The 17,316-nt window shown below is 35.2% G+C and carries 16 protein-coding genes; 5 read left to right on the forward strand and 11 right to left on the reverse strand.

What is annotated here, in order from left to right:
- Positions 1 to 23 precede the first annotated feature (23 nt).
- Complete coding sequence (locus MHH71_RS12760; RefSeq protein WP_003205851.1) at positions 24 to 1,643, forward strand: lactate permease LctP family transporter; 1,620 nt, start codon at positions 24 to 26, stop codon at positions 1,641 to 1,643.
- A gap of 106 nt (positions 1,644 to 1,749) precedes the next feature.
- Here MHH71_RS12760 and aspA read toward each other — a convergent pair whose 3' ends face one another.
- From aspA to gloA2, 3 genes are all read right to left on the reverse strand, one after another.
- Positions 1,750 to 3,183 carry an aspartate ammonia-lyase gene (gene aspA, locus MHH71_RS12765; protein ID WP_006093507.1) on the reverse strand — a complete coding sequence of 478 codons (1,434 nt, stop codon included), beginning with the start codon at positions 3,181 to 3,183 and terminating at the stop codon, positions 1,750 to 1,752.
- 183 nt (positions 3,184 to 3,366) lie between these two features.
- Complete coding sequence (locus tag MHH71_RS12770; RefSeq protein WP_006093506.1) at positions 3,367 to 4,683, reverse strand: hemolysin family protein; 1,317 nt, start codon at positions 4,681 to 4,683, stop codon at positions 3,367 to 3,369.
- Positions 4,684 to 4,843: 160 nt separating this feature from the next.
- A complete protein-coding gene (gloA2, locus tag MHH71_RS12775; RefSeq protein WP_018765578.1) occupies positions 4,844 to 5,230 on the reverse strand; it encodes an SMU1112c/YaeR family gloxylase I-like metalloprotein in 387 nt (128 codons plus the stop codon).
- Positions 5,231 to 5,321: 91 nt separating this feature from the next.
- Between gloA2 and MHH71_RS12780 the strand changes: the two genes are divergently transcribed.
- From MHH71_RS12780 to MHH71_RS12790, 3 genes are all read left to right on the forward strand, one after another.
- A complete protein-coding gene (locus MHH71_RS12780; RefSeq protein WP_006093505.1) occupies positions 5,322 to 6,500 on the forward strand; it encodes a NupC/NupG family nucleoside CNT transporter in 1,179 nt (392 codons plus the stop codon).
- A 191-nt stretch (positions 6,501 to 6,691) separates the two neighbouring features.
- Positions 6,692 to 7,708 carry an LCP family glycopolymer transferase gene (locus MHH71_RS12785; RefSeq protein ID WP_033798616.1) on the forward strand — a complete coding sequence of 339 codons (1,017 nt, stop codon included), beginning with the start codon at positions 6,692 to 6,694 and terminating at the stop codon, positions 7,706 to 7,708.
- Positions 7,709 to 7,954: 246 nt separating this feature from the next.
- Positions 7,955 to 9,208 (forward strand): VanW family protein, encoded by a 1,254-nt coding sequence (locus MHH71_RS12790; protein ID WP_006093503.1) that lies wholly within the window; start codon positions 7,955 to 7,957, stop codon positions 9,206 to 9,208.
- Between the two features lie 4 nt (positions 9,209 to 9,212).
- Here the strand turns inward: MHH71_RS12790 and MHH71_RS12795 are convergent, their stop codons facing one another.
- The 5 genes from MHH71_RS12795 to MHH71_RS12815 all read right to left on the reverse strand — a co-directional run bounded on the left by MHH71_RS12795 (position 9,213) and on the right by MHH71_RS12815 (position 13,173).
- A complete protein-coding gene (locus MHH71_RS12795) occupies positions 9,213 to 9,485 on the reverse strand; it encodes a hypothetical protein (protein ID WP_018765579.1) in 273 nt (90 codons plus the stop codon).
- Between the two features lie 15 nt (positions 9,486 to 9,500).
- Entirely contained in the window at positions 9,501 to 10,019 is a 519-nt protein-coding gene (locus MHH71_RS12800; RefSeq protein ID WP_033798615.1) for an RNase A-like domain-containing lipoprotein, read from the reverse strand.
- Positions 10,020 to 10,163: 144 nt separating this feature from the next.
- On the reverse strand, positions 10,164 to 10,367 hold the full coding sequence (gene copZ, locus MHH71_RS12805; RefSeq protein ID WP_003195128.1) for a copper chaperone CopZ: 204 nt from the start codon (positions 10,365 to 10,367) through the stop codon (positions 10,164 to 10,166).
- A 96-nt stretch (positions 10,368 to 10,463) separates the two neighbouring features.
- Positions 10,464 to 12,854, reverse strand: coding sequence for a heavy metal translocating P-type ATPase (locus MHH71_RS12810; protein WP_006093501.1), 2,391 nt, complete (start codon positions 12,852 to 12,854; stop codon positions 10,464 to 10,466).
- A 16-nt stretch (positions 12,855 to 12,870) separates the two neighbouring features.
- Entirely contained in the window at positions 12,871 to 13,173 is a 303-nt protein-coding gene (locus MHH71_RS12815; protein ID WP_006093500.1) for a metal-sensing transcriptional repressor, read from the reverse strand.
- Positions 13,174 to 13,328: 155 nt separating this feature from the next.
- On the opposite strand from MHH71_RS12815, the gene MHH71_RS12820 reads away from it, so the two are divergent.
- Positions 13,329 to 13,877, forward strand: a complete 549-nt coding sequence (locus tag MHH71_RS12820; protein ID WP_006093499.1) for a TVP38/TMEM64 family protein — start codon at positions 13,329 to 13,331, stop codon at positions 13,875 to 13,877.
- 46 nt (positions 13,878 to 13,923) lie between these two features.
- On the opposite strand, the gene MHH71_RS12825 is transcribed toward MHH71_RS12820, so the two are convergent.
- The 3 genes from MHH71_RS12825 to MHH71_RS12835 form a co-directional block, all read right to left on the reverse strand.
- Positions 13,924 to 15,624 carry a M4 family metallopeptidase gene (locus tag MHH71_RS12825; protein ID WP_006093498.1) on the reverse strand — a complete coding sequence of 567 codons (1,701 nt, stop codon included), beginning with the start codon at positions 15,622 to 15,624 and terminating at the stop codon, positions 13,924 to 13,926.
- 178 nt (positions 15,625 to 15,802) lie between these two features.
- A complete protein-coding gene (locus MHH71_RS12830; RefSeq protein WP_018765584.1) occupies positions 15,803 to 15,931 on the reverse strand; it encodes an NprX family peptide pheromone in 129 nt (42 codons plus the stop codon).
- Positions 15,928 to 17,205, reverse strand: a complete 1,278-nt coding sequence (locus MHH71_RS12835) for a helix-turn-helix domain-containing protein (RefSeq protein ID WP_006093497.1) — start codon at positions 17,203 to 17,205, stop codon at positions 15,928 to 15,930. Before MHH71_RS12835 ends, MHH71_RS12830 begins: the two co-directional genes overlap by 4 nt.
- Positions 17,206 to 17,316: the final 111 nt, after the last annotated feature.

Consider the following 17,316-nt stretch of genomic DNA (forward strand, 5'->3'; position numbering starts at 1 on the left):
TATAGATAGGAGTTGTCATTATTATGAATACTTGGACACAAATTTATGACCCGTTGAACAACATTTGGTTATCAGCACTTGTCGCTGCTCTTCCAATCTTATTCTTTGTTCTTTGTTTAACAGTATTTAAGATCAAAGGATATTTATCAGGACTTTATAGCGTAATTTTAGCAATCATTCTTTCCATATTCGTTTACAAAATGCCTGCAACTATGGCTGTATCATCAGCTGCATTTGGTGTAGCAGCTGGATTTTATCCAATTTGTACAATTGTTATTGCAGCTATTTTCCTTTACAAATTAACAGTAAAAACTGAACAATTTAATGTCATTCGCGACAGTATTTCAAGTATTACAAATGACCGTCGCCTTCAAGTGTTATTAATCGCTTATTCTTTCGGTGCTTTCTTAGAAGGTGCAGCTGGATTTGGTGTACCAGTTGCAATTACAGCAGCATTACTTGTAGGTATGGGATTTAACCCATTAAAAGCAGCAGGTATTTGTTTAGTTGCAAATATTGCTGGTGGAGCAATGGGAGCAATGGGTATTCCAGTTACAGTACCTGCTCAATTAACACAAATAGATGCCTTAACTGTCGGTCGTCAAACTGTAACATTATTACCTTTCATTAGCTTTGTATTACCATTCTTACTTGTTGCAATGGTAGATGGCTTTAAAGGAATTAAAGAAACTTGGCAAGGTATCCTTGTAAGTGGTGGTTCCTTCGCTATTACTCAATTCGTTGTAACATACTACCTTGGCGCAGAATTAACTGATATTTTCGCTGCAGTTGTCAGCATGGTTGCACTTGCATTATTCCTACGTGTATGGCAACCAAAATCTTCAGCTCAAACTGAAGAACAAGTAGAAAAACATAGCTACACAATGAAACAAATTTTATACGCTTGGTCACCATTTGCATTCTTAACTGCATTCGTAACAATTTTCAATTTAAAAGCAATCAAAAGTTTATTCGCTCCAAACGGTGCGTTAGCAAACTTAGTATTTAATATCCAGATTCCTGGTTTACACAATCACGTTATTAAAACAACACCAATTGTAAATGCGGATACACCATTTGCAGCAATCTTCAAGCTAGATGTATTTTCATCTACAACTACTGCAATTGTACTAGCAATTATCGTATCTTTACTCGTATATCGCGCAAAAGGCCAATTGGTTAAAGAACTAACTATTGAAACATTAAAAGAGTTGAAAGCTCCAATTTATACAATTTGTAGTGTAATTGCATTAGCATATGTAACAAACTACTCTGGTATGTCTTCTACTCTTGGACTAGCTTTATCATCTACTGGTAAGGCCTTCCCAATCTTATCTCCAATCTTAGGTTGGATTGGCGTATTCTTAACTGGCTCTGTAGTATCAAGTGGTTCACTATTTGCACCACTTCAAGCAGTAACTGCAGCACAATTAGATATCGTACCTTCTACACTTGTTGCTTTAAACGTAGTCGGCGGGACAATGGCAAAAATGGTATCACCACAATCTGTAGCAGTTGCTTGTGCGGCAGTTGGACTAGTCGGTAAAGAATCTGTCCTATTTAAAACAGCAATGAAATATAGTTTGATTTTCTTAGTCATAATTAGTTTACTTCAACTTAACTCTATATTTAATATCTTTTAAAAGATGAAAACGATCCCTCACGTGGGATCGTTTTTTTATCTTTTTCTTTCTAACCATTCACTCATTCTTATACTTTGGTATAAAAAAAATCCTAATACATACAGTATCAGGATTTTTTATTCTTCAATAGCGACGCACCAGCAATTTCGGGATGTGTCATTTCATATGGATCCAAAATAATATCAAGTTCCTCTTCTGTTAACACACCATGCTCTAAGCAAAGCTCACGAACAGATTTACCTGTTTCAATCGCTTCGCGAGCAATGCGAGATGCCGTCTCATATCCAATATGAGGATTCACCGCTGTAATAATCCCAACGCTTTTCTCGACATATTGTTTTAACAATTCTTCATTTGCAGTAATACCTTTAATACAATACTCACGAAATACGCGGAATGCATTATTCATAATACTAATGGATTGAATTAAATTAAATACTAACACCGGCTCCATTACATTTAGTTCTAATTGTCCTGCTTCTGATGCTAAACATATTGTATGGTCATTTCCAATAACTTGGAAGGCCACTTGATTAATTACTTCTGCCATAACTGGATTTACTTTTCCTGGCATAATAGATGATCCTGGTTGACGAGCTGGTAATTGAATTTCAGCCAATCCGACACGTGGGCCAGATGCCATAATGCGCAAGTCATTTGCAATTTTAGACATATTCATCATACATACTTTTAGTGCTGCTGATACTTCTGTATACGCATCTGTGTTTTGCGTTGCATCCACTAAATGTTCTGCACCAACTAGTGGAAATCCGCTAATACTGCGTAAATGCTTTACAACTTGCTCAATATAAATTGGATTTGCATTTAATCCGGTCCCAACAGCCGTTGCGCCCATATTCACTTCATACAAATGTTGACGAGACTGCTTAATGCGTTTTATATCACGCCCAAGCACTCGGCTATATGCTTCAAATTCTTGCCCAAGACGAATTGGAACTGCATCTTGCAGATGTGTACGCCCCATTTTTATCACATGATCAAATTCTTTTGCTTTATCGGTAAATGCACGATGAAGTGCATCCATTGTAATAAGAAGTTCTTCTAGCATCATAAGCGCCGCAATATGAATTCCTGTTGGGAACGCATCATTTGTTGATTGCGCCATGTTCACATGTGTATTCGGGCTAATGATTGCATAGTTTCCTTTTTCATGCCCCATTCTCTCAAGTGCACGGTTTGCAATAACCTCATTTGTATTCATATTAATAGAAGTCCCTGCCCCGCCCTGAATTGGGTCTACAATGAACTGCTCATGAAACTTCCCATCAATAATTTCCTGAGCCGATTTTGCAATTTCTTCCCCAATATTTGCGTACAAATAACCTGTTTCCATATTTGCACGTGCTGCAGCTTTTTTAACCATTGCCATTGCTTTAATTAATGACGTATGAATACGATATCCTGTAATCGGAAAATTTTCTACTGCTCGTAATGTTTGAACACCATAGTAAGCTGCATTTGGTACTTCCTTTTCTCCTAAAAAATCTTTTTCAATACGTATCCCTTTCGTTGCTACCATTTTTCATCACCTATACTTTTCATTCTAAATCGATGACCTAAAAAAGATTTCTATAAAAATATGATTTTTGTAAGAGATATATTTCTATATCTTCTTTCAATATATAGTACCTTTTTTGAAAGCGCAAACAATATTATTTTTCTGCAAAATCGATGACGCACTCATACTTCTAATTTATAAAGATTACGCAATTGCTGTATCTTCCACTTCAACTTTTTTTATTTCTACTCGTTTAATTTGATGCACATCTTTTTCAAGAACTTTGAAAATCCAGCCATCCGTTTCAATGACATCGCCTTCAATAATTGTCTGTTTTTGCATCATAATCCAACCACCAATCGTATCTACATCGTCAGCAAACAAATGTAAACCGAGCAAATCATTCACTTCACTAATGAGTACTTTTCCATCGATAATTTTATACGTTTCGCTTATATGTTCAATGGGTGGATGTTCATCTTCATCATATTCATCCCGAATTTCACCAACTATTTCCTCTAAAATATCTTCAAGTGTTACAATTCCCGCCGTCCCCCCATATTCATCATATAAAACGGCAAGGGGAATTCTTCTTTTCTGCATTTGCAGTAACAAGTCATGGATTGGGATATTTTCCAAAACTTCAATAACAGGTCTCGTATACGGAATAATAGAACATTCTTCGTTTTGTCCACCATCCATATAGCGAATAAATAAGTCTTTTACATTAACCATCCCAATAATCTCATCTTTATCCTCTCCAAATACAGGATACCTTGTATACTTTTCTTGTCCAATCACTTTAATATGTGTTTCGAACGGTTCATCTTCATATAAACCAACTATTTCAGTGCGTGGAACCATAATTTCTTTTGCTAACCGATTATCAAATTCAAAAATATTATTTACATATTTAAATTCCGCCTGATTAATTTCTCCGCTTTTATAGCTCTCCGATAAAATAAGTCTTAATTCCTCCTCTGAATGTGCAACTTCATGCTCAGAAGCAGGGGATAATCCAAATATGCCAGTCACGAGGCGAGCTGAGCCATTTAGAGCCCAAATAAACGGATACATAATCCGGTAAAAATAAATGAGCGGCTGAGATAGCAACAAACTTACTTGCTCCGCTTTTTGAATGGCAAAGGTTTTTGGTGCTAGCTCTCCAATCACAACATGTAAAAATGTAATAACGACAAATGCAATAATAAAAGAAACAGTACTCGCAATTGCAGGTGAAAATTCAATTTTTAAAAATAACGGCTCTAATACATGCTTTATCGTTGGTTCACCTAACCAACCTAGTCCTAGAGCTGTAATTGTAATTCCGAGCTGACATGCGGATAAATATTCGTCTAAATTTGAAATCACTTTCTTAGCTGCTAGTGCGCCACGTTTTTTTTCTCCTACAAGCTGATCAATGCGACTACTACGCACTTTTATAATCGCAAATTCAACCGCCACAAAAAAACCAGTTAATGCAATAAGAATAACAACCATGATTAATTTAGCAATTTCCAAAGAACACCTTTAGCTTTTCTTAGCTAAAGTTACACCTCCTTTTTAAAAGAAGTTTTCTCCCAATCAAAGAAGTTGATTGAATGAAAAACGAATGGAAGTTTCACTTTGTTCTTATTCTCTTCATTTGTCAAAAAGCAAACCTATATAAATTTCCCCAATTTTAGTCCTCATATAACTCCAATGGTAAACAATCAGGATCTTGAAAAAACACAAACTGTTTCCCTGTTATTTCATCAACACGTATTGGCTCTGTCTCTATTCCACATCGCTTTAGATGCCCCACTGCTTCATGTATATCTGTAACTGCAAATGCTAAATGTCTAAGACCAGCTGCTTCAGGAAAACTTTGCCGCTTTGGAGGATTTGGAAATGAAAATAACTCAATTTGATACTGTCCTCCTACACATAAATCTAATTTATACGAATCCCTTTCTTCTCTGTAAACTTCATTTAACACATTAAATCCCAATATATTAACATAAAAATTTTTAGATATTTCGTAATCAGAACAAATAATTGCAATATGATGCACTCTAGATATATTCATACTCTACTTCATTCCTCTCTTTACCAAACATGCATATTCTCCCTTGAAATGAAAAACCTATATAACAGAACATATCATAAGGAGGCTTATTATGAAATTTGTTACTTTTTTTCTCGGTCTTGCCGTTGTTTTCTTTCTTGCCTTCATTGCAAGTAACAATAAAAAGCATATCAAATTCAAACCGATTTTCATTATGCTTATAATACAGTTAATTTTAACCTTTTTACTATTAAATACAGAAATCGGCCTCATACTTGTAACCATGATTTCTAATGTATTTACGAAATTATTGGCCTATGCTGCATCTGGGGTAAACTTTGTATTTGGTGGTATTACGAATAAAGGTGAAATGCCCTTCTTCTTAAATGTACTCTTACCAATTGTCTTCATCTCCGTCTTAATTGGTATTTTACAACATTTTAAAATATTACCATTCTGTATTCGTTGGATCGGTTTGTTCCTTAGTAAAATAAATGGGCTCGGAAAGCTTGAATCTTATAATGCTGTCGCTTCTGCCATTGTAGGCCAATCAGAAGTATTCATTACCGTAAAAAAACAGCTTGCGCAAATTCCAAAACATCGTCTCTATACACTATGCGCCTCCGCCATGTCGACCGTATCGATGTCAATCGTCGGTGCTTATATGACAATGATTGAACCAAAATATGTAGTAACTGCTCTTGTCTTAAATTTATTTAGCGGCTTTATTATCGTACTTATTATTAATCCATATGATGTTAAAGAAGAAGAAGATATTTTAGAAATTAAGGGTGAAAAGCAAACCTTTTTTGAGATGCTTGGAGAATACATTCTAGATGGATTTCGTGTTGCTATTGTTGTCGGTGCTATGCTGATTGGATTTGTTGCCTTAATTAGCTGTATCAATGATTTATTCCATATTATTTTTGGAATTACATTTCAGCAATTACTTGGTTATGTTTTCTCTCCTATCGCTTTTCTTATTGGTGTGCCAAGTAACGAAATTGTCGCAGCAGGAAGTATTATGGCTACAAAGCTTGTAACGAATGAATTTGTAGCCATGATGGATCTCAGTAAGCTTGCAAACAGCCTCACTCCTCGTACAGTAGGCATTATTTCAGTTTTTCTTGTATCCTTTGCAAACTTCTCTTCTATAGGAATTATTTCTGGTGCCGTTAAAGGATTAAATGAAGAACAAGGAAATGTCGTTGCTCGCTTCGGTTTAAAACTGTTGTACGGTGCGACACTCGTCAGCATTTTATCTGCAATTATTGTAAGCATTATGCTATAAGAAGGTAAAATTTAATCCTTTTCTTATTCATACTTTTTGTATACAATACGAATAGATGTCTCATAAATACTCGAGACATCTATTTTTTTATACATGTACAACAACATCTATTTAGCGTACAATGTCTTTTATGTGTCTCGTCTATGCATTATAAGATAATATGCAAATTGAATGATTTAAAGGAGAACTAAATAATGAAATCTGATGTAGAAAACACGAATAGAACCTCAAAGAGGCGATTTAAAAAAAGACGCCTACTATGGTTTATTCTCATTCCATTACTTATTGTAACAATTGGTGGCGGAAGCTATTCCTTCCATATATACAGTAAAGCAAAATCAATTGTAAATAATGCATATTCTAAATTAGATAGAGGAGATAAATCGGATAAACGAGAAAAAGCTGTTAAGCCGATGACGGACAATGTTTCTGTCCTTATTATGGGTGTTGATGAAAGTGACCTCCGTGAAAAATCTTACGGCAAAGCAACGCGTACCGATGCATTATTACTTGCAACAATTAATAAAAATGATAAATCAGTAAAACTTGTTAGTATACCACGTGACTCTCGTGTATATATTAAATCACGTGATAAACAAGATAAGATTACGCATGCTCACGTATTTGGAGGCGTAGATAGTACAATTGATACCGTCGAGAACTTTTTAAATGTTCCTGTTGACTATTATGTTAAATTTAACTTTAAATCCTTTATAAAAATTGTAGATTCCCTTGGTGGCATCGATGTTGATGTTCCTGTTGAATTTACAGAACAAAATAGTAAGGACGAACCAGGTGCAATCCATCTAAAAAAAGGGCGTCAGCATTTAAATGGTGAAGAAGCACTTGCTTTAGCTAGAACTCGTCATATCGACAGCGATTATATGCGTGGTCAGCGTCAGCAACTTGTTTTGGAAGCCATTGCTCAAAAAGCGCTATCCATAAATTCCATTAATAAAATTAGCAGCTTATTAGATGCTGTTGATCATGATTTAAAAACAAACTTAACATTTGATGACATGATGACAATTACAAAGAGCACAATGGGCTCAAATCTAAAGATGGATAAACTCCAAGTAAAAGGTGACGATAAATATATAGGTGGCATCTACTACTACATTCCTGACGAAAAGAGTGTACAGGACATATCTAAAACATTGAAACAACATCTCGATGTTACGAATAAAACTGAACATAAAAAATTATAATAAAAAGGCTGCTAGGACTTTCCCAGCAGCCTTTTTATTATAATTTTCAACAAAATACTTTCATTTTCTTTCGCAAATAATGACAAAAAGAGACAAATGTTACAAAATTGTAACGTTTTTTATAAAAATATTACACCCACAATTAAAATAATAGTATACTAGTACATACATAATACTATTTTTATCATTTATACATTAAAAATGAATACATATGACCTTATATATTAATTTTTTGGGGGGAAGTAAATGAAGCTACGTAACTTACTGATTGGTTCTGCTGTCACTGGTGGAATATTACTATGTGCAGGTGGGATTGGTGGTTATCAATACGTGTCTAAATTGAATAAACAGCTTGATATAAATGTATTACCACATACTACATTTGAAGGCACTTCTCTTGATGGTAAAAGTAAAAAAGATGTTCAAGAAATTATTCAACAAAAAATTGATGAATCAAACAAAAAATCTCTTAACTATACATTCCAAGGCAATACACAAGCTTATACGTGGAAAGACTTAGGTGTTGAATATAAAGAAACGGAAATTGTCGAAAAGATCTTTAAAGAGCAAAAAGGAAATGTGATAAATCGCTATAAAATGCGAAAACAAGCTGAAAATGGCGAGTTAAAACGTGAATATAAACTAACGCCACAGTTAAATACAACTACTTATGAAGCCTTTATAAAAGAAAAATATAATGAAACCTTAGAGAAACCTGTAAATGCTGAATTAAGTGTTTCCGGAACAACAGTAAATATTAGTCAAAGTCAAAATGGCGAAAAAGTTGATAAAGATAAATTAAAAGAATTAACAGCAAAAGCAATTACTGCTGGTACACAAGATATTCAGCTCCCAATTGCCTCTATAAAGCCCGAACGCTCTACAGAAGATATGCAAAATATGGGGATTACACAAGTGATTGCTGAATATTCTACTCCTATGGCTGGTCGAAACGGGAGCCAATCCTTTAATGTAAACAAATCTGCTAATACTTTAAGCGGAGCAATTGTAGCACCTGATGAAACATTTAGTTTCAATGAACGCGTTGGTATTACAGATGCTGCGCATGGCTATAGATCTGCTGCTGTATTCCTACAAGGAAAAGTTGTCCAGAGCGCCGGTGGTGGGGTTTGCCAAGTGAGTAGTACCCTATATGGGGCAGCATTACGTGCTGATTTAGGAGTTGTTGCTCGTAGTAACCACTCTATGCCTGTTCATTACTTGCCACTTGGTCAAGATGCTGCTGTAGCAGATTATGGCCCAGATTTAAAATTCAAAAATAATACTGGAAAATATATTTACATTCAAGCGTTTTCCAATGGTAGCAGCATAACTACACGTATTTTCGGTACACCTACTGGCAAGAACGTAGAAGTTTCATCAAAAGTAATTGGCGAGACTGAAAATAAAATTACGGCTGTCACATATAAAAAAGTAACACAAAACGGTCAAGTCATCTCAAATGGCCAAATTTCAAAAAGCGTATACAAAAAGGCGTGATGATTCACGCCTTTTTATTTTGCAATAAACGTACAAATGTCCCCATATGTTCCCTCGTCTCTTCTAAAGACCATATACGGCTTCCTTGTTTAGCTACTATTAAACAACCTTCTTCCCATGCCTCTGTCTGCTTTATATGTAATAACTCGCTTTTTAATTTTTCAATTGTTTCCTGATCCTCTTGTTCTAGAAACTCAGTCATTACATTTATTATTTCATCCTCATACACACTTAACGTGCAATATGCTCTTAAGAAATATTGAAGTGTCGGATACATGCTCCCCCCCCTTTCTTACTTATCTGATGGATAGGAAGTAATGATTTTAAATCCTAATGCCCCTGATTTATCTCTCGCCAAAACGGTAACTGTATTCATAAGCTTATCTTTTACACTCATATCTCGCTTTAATACCGTTTTTCCAACAGGAAATGAATGCTTCGTATTTAATACAAGACGATTTTCTTTGGAGTTCTTTAACCATTTCTCAATTTCCTGCTCATGTTGCTTTAAGCTATCTTTTACAGCTTTTGTTGCTATCTCTTTATCATAATATGTACTTGCAGCTGATACTTTATCTGTCTGCAACCGCTTCTTTAGCTCATCTTCTGTTTTCCCAACATGTCGTTCTATCGTATGGCCATTTTTCGGCGGTCCTTCCATTTCATCTAAAATCGTATCTTTAATTTTTTCTACTGATGTTGAATTATTTTCTTTCGGGTTCGCTTTGTTTTGCTCTTGTCCCGTACAACCGCTTAAGATAAGAACCATTGCAAACAAGCTACTCAAGAAAGTACCCCATAATCGTTTCATCATATCACCTCTTTCATGATTATTATCGTAACTTCACAAAAAGTCAATTTCACATATAAAAAAAGCGTGTAGAATTCTAAAACCCTACACGCTTTGTCTTATTTTTTCTACATGAACATTTGCCTGATTGATAACAATTTCACTTTATACAATATCGTATCCTTGCTCTTCAATGGCATCTTTTAACTGCTCTATATTCACTTTTGCTTCATCATATTCAACAGCTACTGTGCCCGCTTGCAATTCAACTGCTACGCCATTTACTCCGTTTAGTTCTTGCAATGCATTTGTCACAGCCATTTTACAATGATTACATGTCATTCCTTGTACATTCAATGTTACAGTCATTTCCAATTCCTCCTTAATTATAAATCTTTTATTTATTATTTATGAGCAGCATAACCTATAATAAGGTGTATTGCTCGTAAAAACATTGGCTTCACTTTATATTTTAACACGCTTCAAACGCAAAGCGTTCGTTACAACCGAAACAGAACTAAATGCCATCGCTGCTCCAGCTACCCAAGGTTCTAACAAGCCACTTGCCGCAATGGGGATACCAATCGCATTATAAAATAATGCCCAAAATAAATTTTGACGAATATTTTTCATCGTTTTTTGGCTTAAATCAATTGCTTGTGGGATATGCCCTAAATCTCCTCCAACCAATGTAACATCAGCTGCTTCAATTGCTACATCTGCACCTGTTCCAATCGCCATCCCTATATCCGCTTTCGCTAGTGCTGGAGCATCATTAATACCATCACCAACCATTGCTACTTGCTTTCCTTTTTGCTGTAATTGTTCTACAATATTTGCCTTTTGCTCTGGCAATATTTCTGCATATACATGATTGATACCAACCTGTTTTGCAATTGCTTCAGCAGTTCGTTTATTGTCTCCTGTTACCATATAAACATCAATTCCCGCAGATTGCATCGTATGAATAGCTTCTTTTGAACTTTCTTTTATCGTGTCGGCAACAGAAATCATTCCTGCAAACTGACCCGCAATTGCTACAAGCATAACCGTTTTTCCGTTTGCTTCATGCTCACTCATTACATTCTCATATTCCGCTATATTGACGCTGTGTTCACTCATTAATTTTCGAGTCCCAATGATAACTGATTTCTCTTCTATAATCGATTCAATTCCATGCCCAGGTACTGCACGAAACGTTTCTACAGGTAGTAAAGAAACTTGATTTTGTTTTCCATATTCTACAATTGCAGAGGCTAGCGGATGTTCAGAAACGTTTTCTGCGGAAGCCGCAAATAAAAGCATGTCATCTTGCAGGATCATTACGTCTGTTACTTCTGGTTTCCCTTTTGTAACCGTACCCGTTTTATCTAATAAAACAGCATTAATTTTATGCGTTGCTTCTAAATACTCTCCACCTTTAAAAAGAATTCCTTTCTCTGCACCTTTCCCTGTTCCAACCATAATAGAAGTTGGTGTTGCCAGTCCCAGTGCACAAGGGCAGGCAATTACTAATACTGCTATAGCTACTTCAAGAGATTGCGGTAAATTTTGCGGAGTAATGGCAAAGTACCAAATTAAAAAGGCAACTGCTGCAACAACAACAACGATTGGAACAAATATACCAGAAATTGTATCTGCCATGCGCTGAATTGGTGCTTTAGACCCTTGCGCTTCTTCCACAATTTTAATAATATTTGCAAGGGCTGTATCTTTTCCAATTTTTTCAGCACGCATTGTTAACGTACCGTTTTTATTAATTGTTGCACCTATTAAAGCATCACCGACCTGTTTATCCATGGGGATTGATTCACCGGTAATCATTGCCTCATCAACTGACGAAATACCTGATAAAACAATACCATCTACAGGTATCTTTTCACCTGGTTTTACAACAATGGTATCACCAATAACAACACTTTCGATTGGAATTAACATGTCACGTCCATCACGAATGACCAATGCCTCTTTTGCTTGGAGACTTACTAATTTTGAAATCGCTTCCGTTGTTCTTCCTTTCGCAACAGATTCGAAATATTTTCCAACAAGAATTAATGTGATGAGCACTGCACTCGTTTCAAAATACAGCTGCGGTGAATACGATGGATTTTGTAATGTTTTCAAACCTTCATATAAGCTATAAAAATACGCGGCTGATGTACCAAGTACAACAAGCACATCCATATTCGCACTTTTATTTCGTAAAGAACGGTATGCGCCAATATAAAATTGTGAACCGATATAAAATTGTACTGGTGTTGCAAACAATAATTGCACCCACGGATTCATTAAAAAATGCGGCATCCATAGCCCCGTTTCAAATGGCATATGCGCTACCATTGTATAGAGAAGCGGTAATGATAACAGAATAGAAAGAAATAGCTGTTTTCGTTTCCCTTTTAATTTGTCTGCTTTTTTATTTGGTTCAGTTTCTTCTTGGAGCTTTCCTTTGTAACCGAGTTTCTTTATTTTTTCTAAAATAGATTCTATAGTAATAGGGCCATCTTTATATACGATTGTTGCAGTGTTCATCGCCAGATTAACAGTAATACTCTCGATTCCCTCCATTTTTCCAATTACTTTTTCAATCCGATTTGAACATGCGGCACACGTCATTCCATCAATATCTAGACTTACCTTTTTCGTCCGAACTTCATAACCAAGTTTCTCAATACGATTTGTGATTGACTCTGCAGATTGCGCGTCCACATCGTATTGAACCGTTGCTTGTTCCATAGCTAAATTTACATTTGCTTCTACACCTTCTAACTTATTTAACACCTTCTCAATTCTGGCTGAACAAGCTGAACATGTCATCCCATCAATACCAACCGTGATCTGTTTTGTCTGACCCATACAGTTCGTCTCCTTTCTAATTTGAGAACTGTTTGATGACTTTCATTAACTCTTGAATAGACTCATCTCCATTACCTTCTTGAATCGCTTTAGCGACACAATGATTTGTATGTCGCTCTAACAATGAAAAACCGACTTTATTTAACGCTGCTTGCACCGCAGAAATTTGAATCAATACATCTACACAATAACGATTTTCTTCAATCATTTTTTGTATACCGCGCACTTGACCTTCAATCCTTTTTAAGCGTTTTACAACCTTCTCGATCTCTTCGTCCGTTCGCGGAACCATCTTTTCTTGATTTGAACAACGGTCCATCTATATACCCCCTTCTCTATATACATTATACCCGTAAGGGGTATAATGTTGCAAGTTTTTAGCTGTGAAAATTTATATTTTTTAATTAAAATCCACACTTGCCTATATTGACCAAATATGGTGTAATGCTAAAAAAGACAAAGGACTATAACTATATGCAAGAAATGATTCACAATTTACTCACAGAGCATCACACGATTGCAATTCCACTCAGTATTCTATTCAATATCATCATCAGCTTGGCAGGATTTATTCCAAGCATATTTTTAACAGCCATCAACATACAACTTTTCGGTTTAACAGATGGAACAATTATTTCAATCGCAGGCGAAGCATTGGGAGCAATTGTCTCATTTTATTTCTATCGACTAGGTTTTCAAAAATTGACTCATAACAAATTAAACAATTATCCAAAAGTAGAACGCCTTCTTTATGTACAAGGTAAAGAGGCATTTTTACTCGTTCTATCATTTCGGCTTGTTCCATTTATTCCGTCAAGCATTATCACCTTATTTGCAGCATTAGGAACAATATCGTTATTCTCTTTCAGTATTGCAAGTACACTGGGAAAAATACCGGCATTACTCATTGAAGTGTATTCTGCATACCATGTCATGAACGGAACAAGTGAAGCAAAGTGGATTATCACGATTGCCGGTTGCATCGGGGTATTATATATATGGAAGAAGTGGAAGAAAAAATAAAAAGGAGCATCTGCTCCTTTTTATTTTTTCTAAAGAAGAATGAACCCTATTTTACACCAACTGCATCATATGACTGCTTCACCGCTGTAACTTCAGCAGAGTTCGCACCATATAAATCCGCAGCTGCTTGTACTAAGCCAGCACGCGCTTGACTAAACGTAGTAGATTCAGTGAAATATTGTGTATTTGCACGATAATAGATTGCGCCTACTTTATCTTTACCAATGCCATTTACTGTTACACCGTAATGCGTACCACCATTTGCTAGTAAGTAAGCCGCTTTATTAATAATACCACTGTTCGTATGAACACCACCGTTATCACTTGAACCAGTATAACGTTTAGAATAATGATCTGGATCGCCATATTTCGCTGGATCACTCATAGAGCGAAGCGCATCTCCCGATTTGCCAGGCGTATAAATATCCTCACCAATTTCCCAATCTGGATTACGATTATCATAGTATTCTACTAATGTACCAAAAACATCAGAAATCGCTTCATTTAACGCACCTGACTCATTTTGATAAATTAAATTCGAACTATTTTCTGTAACAGCATGCGTTAATTCATGCCCAATTACATCTAATCCACCTGATAATGAAGTAAATGTATAACCATCCCCGTCCCCATATACCATTTGTGAACCGTCCCAGAAAGCATTATTGTAATTACTTCCGTAGTGGACCGTTGATTTTAACGGCGCCCCTGCATCATTAACGGAGTTTCGATTAAACGTATTTTTATAATAGTCATATGTTACACCCGCATAATAATGAGCATCTACTGCAGCTGCATCACGGCTTGCATTGAAAACATTATCTGTATCTATCCATAATGTCCCTGGCAATGTAGAGCGATTTTTCGCATCATATGTGAAAATCGTTGCTCCACGTGTATTATCTTGTAAATAATAAGTAGATCCAGATAGTGTTGTATTAATAGATTTTGTATCTCCTAGTACACCTTTACCTGTTCCAACTTTATTTGTCCCTGTAACAGGTTTTACAACTGCTTTACCTTCCTGTTTAGCATTTTCTTGCTTAAGTGGCGCTTGATTTTCACCATTCACATGATCAATTGTATTGTATTTATTTAATACTTTACCACTTTCTGCCTCAATGAAATAATAATAGTTTCCTGGTTTTGGCTCTAAGAAGTTTAATTTCACAACATATGCATAAGTTGTGTCCTCACCATTTTGATATACATATAAATCTGCTGATGGCTCTACCTCATATTTTGGAGTTAATCCTAAGTCTTGCTGTGCAATTGCAATTGCTTTTTTGCCTTCAATCTTATTTTTATTTTTTAATTTTTCCTTTTTATCTAAATCAGGTACAACTGTTCCAGATAAAACTTTCAATGAACCATCTTTACTAACATGAGCTAGTTGAGTAGACCCCCATACTGGTGTACCTTCATATACTTGTTGCATACGTACCACTGTTGCATCAGTTACAGAATCTTTTTTCACTTGTTTCACTTTGAAAGAATCCTCTGCACTCTTTTCCCCTAACTTATACTCTCCTTTTGCTGCATTTAGATAATCAAATACAACAGATTCTGCTTTCTTTCCAGTTGCTCCAGTCAAATCTCCAGAGATAAACTCAGGTGACTGTACTGCTTCATTGTACTTTTTCGTAGAGAGCACATTCTTTGAATCTGCAAATGCAGAACTTGTCCCTCCAAATGTTGTAACTGCCATTCCTGCCGCTAATACAAATGCTAAACTCTTCTTTTTCATATAACCTTCCCCCTAATAAAAAATTTTTTGAAAAAGAGTAATTTTATATTAGCATTAGGTTTCCAATATTGATATACTGAAAATTCAAAAAAATCTTTTCTCAAGTTTTGTAGAATTTTGGCGAACAATTATTGAGAAAGGCCCTTTCCGTTTGGAAAGGGCCTTTTTTGGTAATTTACTATACATTTACTGTTTCTGCTGCATTCGTTTCTTGACCATAGTTATCTGGTTTCCAAGCACACTGCACATCGAATGCTACCGCTAAAACCGTTATAATTACAAAAGTTCCTAAGATTATCTTTTTCATACTATAACCCCTCCTTCTTCTTCTAACAACATAATTGCTAATTTATAATATCGATTACTTTCTTGAAATTCCGATGATTCTTCAAAGTATTCCGCTAATTCTAAGTATACCTTCTTTAAATCTTTCATATTTTTTTCACCCTTAAAGAAAGGCACTGCTTCTATTTCTAAAAACTTCTTATATACCTCTTTTTTTCCATAATACTTATATTGAAGAATTAATAATAAGTGCAACATACTTTTATACCTATCATCTTTTCTTGCAGCAGAAATTCCTTTTTCAATCCAACCTCTCGCTTCTTCAAATTCTTTTAACTGAATACATTGCAAAGAAATCTCATACATAGCATCAATATAATTTAAATCTTCTTCTTTTTTATACTGTAGACCCTCCAAATAATATTCTTTTGCTTTTTCATAATTATTTTGACGATAATATAAGTACCCCATATTATTCAAGGCAATTGACATGATATTATCTTTATCCGCAAAAGAATCAGCCTCTCTTAAAATATGATTATAAATTCCCATAGCTTCACTATACTGTTTTTTTCGTATATAACTGAAAGCGATTAAAAGTTGACAGTTGATTACATGCCGAAACTTATATTCATTTCGAAAACCTTCTAACGCAACATTCGCAAAGTACAATGTCATATGATCGATTTCCATCTGACTATACGTAAGTGCTAAATTATAATATATCCCCGTTTCATAATAACCTTGTTCTTTCGCCATAGACTCTGTTTTTAACAAATGCTCTAATGCCTGTTTATATTTATATTGCATGCAATATAATAAAGCCCTACTATACGTATACAGCAACTTCTGAAACGGAGAATACTTCTTATACATCTTCTTTAATTTCTCTAGTTCTTCTTCAAGCGCAGAAAGATCTCTTTTCATAATCAAATAACGTGTATACAGCAGATTATAATAATTTATAATTTCAAAATCTAAGACATTTTTCATTTCAGACTGTAATTCTTTATATATGCGTTCAACCTGTTGCTTGTCCAAATGAACTAATGCGTTTAACCAATCATCTAATTTCTCTTTCACTTCTTCTTCTACATCTCTCAAATCCGACACGGCAATCTCTAACCTCGCGCAGAGCAACTGCAAGATTTCCTCCGATGCTTCTATTTTTCCATTTTCAATCTTACTTAAATATGAGACGGAACAAATGCCCTGACATAATTCTTCTTGTGTCATTTTTTGCTGCAGCCGCTTATAAAAAACTTGTTTGCCGATTTTTTCTAAAGTTTGTTGCATTGTCCTCCTCCATTCTCATTTACCCCCACTACTTTAATAATACATAAAAATACCAAAAATATAAATTGATAAATGTAAATTTTCCAAAAGTTTTTCGATAAATTTGTTTTA

Origin of the sequence: Bacillus sp. FSL H8-0534, from assembly GCF_038005885.1 — a bacterium.
GTDB classification, from domain to species: Bacteria; Bacillota; Bacilli; order Bacillales; family Bacillaceae_G; genus Bacillus_A; species Bacillus_A pseudomycoides.

Coding starts and splice junctions, on each gene's coding strand:
- MHH71_RS12760 (WP_003205851.1), top strand. CDS start 24: ATGAATACTTGGACACAAATTTATGACCCGTTGAACAACATTTGGTTA.
- aspA (WP_006093507.1), bottom strand. CDS start 3,183: ATGGTAGCAACGAAAGGGATACGTATTGAAAAAGATTTTTTAGGAGAA.
- gloA2 (WP_018765578.1), bottom strand. CDS start 5,230: ATGAATATATCTAGAGTGCATCATATTGCAATTATTTGTTCTGATTAC.
- MHH71_RS12780 (WP_006093505.1), top strand. CDS start 5,322: ATGAAATTTGTTACTTTTTTTCTCGGTCTTGCCGTTGTTTTCTTTCTT.
- MHH71_RS12790 (WP_006093503.1), top strand. CDS start 7,955: ATGAAGCTACGTAACTTACTGATTGGTTCTGCTGTCACTGGTGGAATA.
- MHH71_RS12795 (WP_018765579.1), bottom strand. CDS start 9,485: ATGTATCCGACACTTCAATATTTCTTAAGAGCATATTGCACGTTAAGT.
- MHH71_RS12800 (WP_033798615.1), bottom strand. CDS start 10,019: ATGAAACGATTATGGGGTACTTTCTTGAGTAGCTTGTTTGCAATGGTT.
- copZ (WP_003195128.1), bottom strand. CDS start 10,367: ATGACTGTAACATTGAATGTACAAGGAATGACATGTAATCATTGTAAA.
- MHH71_RS12810 (WP_006093501.1), bottom strand. CDS start 12,854: ATGGGTCAGACAAAACAGATCACGGTTGGTATTGATGGGATGACATGT.
- MHH71_RS12815 (WP_006093500.1), bottom strand. CDS start 13,173: ATGGACCGTTGTTCAAATCAAGAAAAGATGGTTCCGCGAACGGACGAA.
- MHH71_RS12820 (WP_006093499.1), top strand. CDS start 13,329: ATGCAAGAAATGATTCACAATTTACTCACAGAGCATCACACGATTGCA.
- MHH71_RS12825 (WP_006093498.1), bottom strand. CDS start 15,624: ATGAAAAAGAAGAGTTTAGCATTTGTATTAGCGGCAGGAATGGCAGTT.
- MHH71_RS12830 (WP_018765584.1), bottom strand. CDS start 15,931: ATGAAAAAGATAATCTTAGGAACTTTTGTAATTATAACGGTTTTAGCG.
- MHH71_RS12835 (WP_006093497.1), bottom strand. CDS start 17,205: ATGCAACAAACTTTAGAAAAAATCGGCAAACAAGTTTTTTATAAGCGG.